The organism is Streptomyces boncukensis, from assembly GCF_011045075.1.
GTDB classification, from domain to species: domain Bacteria; phylum Actinomycetota; class Actinomycetes; order Streptomycetales; family Streptomycetaceae; genus Streptomyces; species Streptomyces boncukensis.
This window is the reverse complement of sequence record NZ_JAAKZZ010000690.1, coordinates 1-3,160: the sequence shown is the minus strand read 5'-3', so window position 1 is coordinate 3,160 and position 3,160 is coordinate 1. Positions and strand designations below refer to the sequence as shown.

Sequence of the window (3,160 nt, the reverse complement as noted above, 5' to 3'; positions counted from 1 at the left end):
GGTGGGGGCCGATGCGGCGTCCGGCTCGTAGCTGAGGGCCTCGTCGGCCTCCAGGATGCGCTGCTGGAGCTCGGCGAGCTCGGGGCGCGGCTCGACGCCCAGTTCGTCGGTGAGCAGGCGGCGGGTGTCGGCGTAGACGGCCAGGGCCTCCGCCTGGCGGCCGCTGCGGTAGAGGGCCAGCATGAGGAGTTCGCGGAGGCGCTCGCGCAGGGGGTGGGCCGCGGTGAGGGCGGTCAGCTCGCTGACGGCCTCGGCGTGGCCGCCGAGCTGGAGGTCGAGGTCGAGGCGGTGCTCCTGGAGGCTGAGGCGCCACTCCTCCAGGCGGGTGCGGTGTGCTTCGGCGTACGGCCCGGGGACGTGGGCCAGTACCTCGCCGCCCCAGCAGGCGAGGGCCCGGTCGTAGAGCTCGCGGGCGCGGGCGTGATCGCCCGTGGACGCCGCCTTCTCCGCGTGCATGGCGAGGTCCTGCGCGGTGTCCAGGTCCAGCACCGTGTCGGGACCGGTGCGCATCGCATAGCCGCCGGACTCGCTCACCAGGAGGCCGGAGTTCTTCTCGAGCGCCTTGCGGATCCGGGACGCGTACGTGCGCAGGGCGGCCTTTGCCTGCTCGGGGGGCTCCTCGCCCCAGATCGCGTCTATCAGCTCCTCGGCCGTCGCCGTACGCCCGTTGCGCAGCAGGAGGGCCGCGAGCAGGGCCTTCTGCTGCGGCGAGCCCAGGTTCAGCGCGCGCTCGCCGCGGCAGGCGCGTACGGGACCTAGTACAGCGAACCGGAGCTGGCCGTCCCGCTGCTCCGTATCGCGTTCCCTGAGGTCCTCGGCGCCCATGGTGCCCCCTGCGAATCCGCGCTCCACTGCCGCAGTGGTCAGTCTGCCCTGTCAAGGCTCACTACGTCAGCTCGGGTACCGGCCTTACTGCCAACCCTTCGCAAACCCCGACCAGTTAGCTGACGGTGCGTCAGATCGGCGCTACCGTGGTCCGCATGGAGAGCTTCCCGAGGATCATTTCGGTGGACGATCACACGGTGGAGCCGTCCCGCGTCTGGCAGGACCGGCTTCCGTCGAAGTACCGGGAGGCCGGGCCCCGGGTGGTCCGCGCCCCGCTGAAGGAGATGAGCTTCGTCGGGGGGCGGTTCGCCCCTGAGATGGGGCAAAAGGGGGATTCGGGCCCCTTGGTGGACTGGTGGGTGTATGAGGATCTGCACCGGCCGCTGACCAGGCTCGACACCGCCGTGGGCTACGCCCGGGAGGAGGTGCGGCTGGAGGGCATCACCTACGAGCAGATGCGGCCCGGGTCGTACGACGTACGGGAGCGGCTGGCCGACATGGACGTCAACCACGTCCAGTCGGCGCTGTGCTTCCCCACCTTTCCGCGCTTCTGCGGGCAGACGTTCACCGAGGCCCGGGACCGCGAACTGGGCCTGCTGTGCGTGTGCGCGTACAACGACTGGATGGTGGAGGAATGGTGTGGGCCTGACGCGCACGGGCGGCTGATTCCGCTTGCTCTGGTGCCGCTGTGGGACGCGGAGCTGGCCGCCGAGGAGGTGCGGCGCAACGCCGCGCGCGGGGTGCGGGCCGTGTGCTTCTCGGAGATACCGCCGTATCTGGGGCTGCCGTCCATCCACGGGGACGCCTGGGACCCGTTCCTGCGCGCCTGCGAGGAGACCGGGACCGTCATCGCCATGCATATCGGCTCGTCCAGCAGGATGCCGTCCACCTCGAAGGACGCGCCGCCCGCCGTGGGCTCCACGGTCACCTTCGCCAACTGCTGCTTCTCGATGGTCGACTGGCTGATGAGCGGCAAGTTCGACCGCTTCCCCGGGCTCCGTGTCATGTACGCGGAGGGTCAGATCGGGTGGATCCCCTACATCCTGGAGCGCGCCGATGTGGTGTGGGAGGAGAACCGGGGGTGGGGCGGCGTCGCCGACAAGGTGCTCCAGCCGCCGTCGGAGCTGTTCGCCGGGCACGTCTACGGCTGCTTCTTCGACGACGCCTTCGGGCTGAGCAATCTGGATGCCATCGGAGTCCCCAACGTGCTCTACGAGACCGACTATCCGCACTCCGACTCCACCTGGCCCAAGTCGCGCGAGGTCGGCGAGGCGCAGATGGGGCACCTGGACGCCGCGGTGGTGGAGCGGATTGTGCGGGGGAACGCCATCGAGCTGCTGGGCCTCACCGAGGACGGGCTGTGGGCGGGCTGAGCGACGGGATGCCGCCGGGTGCGGGGCTGCGGTACGGGATGCAGCTGCCCGTGCAGTCGCTCAGCACGCTGTACGCCGAGCCGTGGGAGGCGCGGGCGGGACCCGCGGAGCTGCTGGCCGTCGCCCGCGCCGCCGACCGGTACGGTTTCGCGTACATCGCCTGCTGTGAACATGTCGCCGTGCCGCGCCGGCTGGCCGGCGCCATGTCCACCGTCTGGTACGACCCCGTCGCGACCCTCGGCTATCTGGCGGCGGCCACCGAGCGGGTGGCCCTGCTGAGCCATGTCGCCGTCGTCGGGCTGCGGCACCCGCTGGCCACCGCCAAGCAGTACGCCACGCTCGACCACCTGTCCGGGGGGCGGCTCATCCTGGGGGTGGGCGCCGGACATGTACGGGAGGAGTTCGAGGCGCTGGGCGCGGACTTCGCCCGGCGCGGGCGGGTGCTGGACGAGACGGTCGACGCGCTGAAGGCGGCCCTGGGCGAGGAGGAGTTCCCCGAGTGGGAGGGGGAGCGGTACGCCTTCCGGGACCTGGGGCAGCGTCCGCGTCCCGCCCGCCGTCCGCGGGTGCCGGTGTGGGTGGGCGGCTCGTCGGCCGCGGCGGTGCGGCGCGCCGCCGTACGGGGCGACGGGTGGCTGCCGCAGGGCGACCCGCGGGACGCGCTTCCGGGGCAGATCGCGCGGCTGCGGCGGCTGCGCGCCGAGGCCGGGGTCGCCCAGCCGTGCGTGGTGGGGGCCATAGCGGAGCCGGTGTACGTGGGGCGGCCGCGGTGGGACGTGGGGCGCCGGGTGGTCTCGGGCCCGCCGGAGCGGGTGGCGGAGTCGCTGCGGGAGTTCGCCGCGATGGGGGTGCGGCAGGTGCAGGTGCGGCTGCGGAGCCGGTCGGCGGCGGAGCTGCTGGAGCAGATGGCGGCGTTCGGGGAGGAGGTCGGCCCGCTGCTGGGGGAGTGAGCCGCTGGGGGG

At 72.6% G+C, this 3,160-nt stretch carries 3 protein-coding genes; 2 read left to right on the top strand and 1 reads right to left on the bottom strand.

Annotation, left to right across the window (positions count from 1 at the left end; genetic code table 11):
* A partial coding sequence (locus G5C65_RS34295) for an AfsR/SARP family transcriptional regulator (RefSeq protein ID WP_165302969.1) occupies nt 1-825 on the bottom strand: 825 nt, incomplete at its 3' end.
* A 155-nt stretch (nt 826-980) separates the two neighbouring features.
* On the opposite strand from G5C65_RS34295, the gene G5C65_RS34290 reads away from it, so the two are divergent.
* Both G5C65_RS34290 and G5C65_RS34285 read left to right on the top strand, forming a co-directional pair.
* Nucleotides 981-2,198 (top strand): amidohydrolase family protein, encoded by a 1,218-nt coding sequence (locus G5C65_RS34290; RefSeq protein WP_206442588.1) that lies wholly within the window; start codon nt 981-983, stop codon nt 2,196-2,198.
* Nucleotides 2,199-2,206: 8 nt separating this feature from the next.
* Nucleotides 2,207-3,148 (top strand): TIGR03619 family F420-dependent LLM class oxidoreductase, encoded by a 942-nt coding sequence (locus G5C65_RS34285; RefSeq protein WP_165302970.1) that lies wholly within the window; start codon nt 2,207-2,209, stop codon nt 3,146-3,148.
* The last annotated feature ends 12 nt before the right edge of the window (nt 3,149-3,160 follow it).

Coding starts and splice junctions, on each gene's coding strand:
- G5C65_RS34290 (WP_206442588.1), top strand. CDS start 981: ATGGAGAGCTTCCCGAGGATCATTTCGGTGGACGATCACACGGTGGAG.
- G5C65_RS34285 (WP_165302970.1), top strand. CDS start 2,207: ATGCCGCCGGGTGCGGGGCTGCGGTACGGGATGCAGCTGCCCGTGCAG.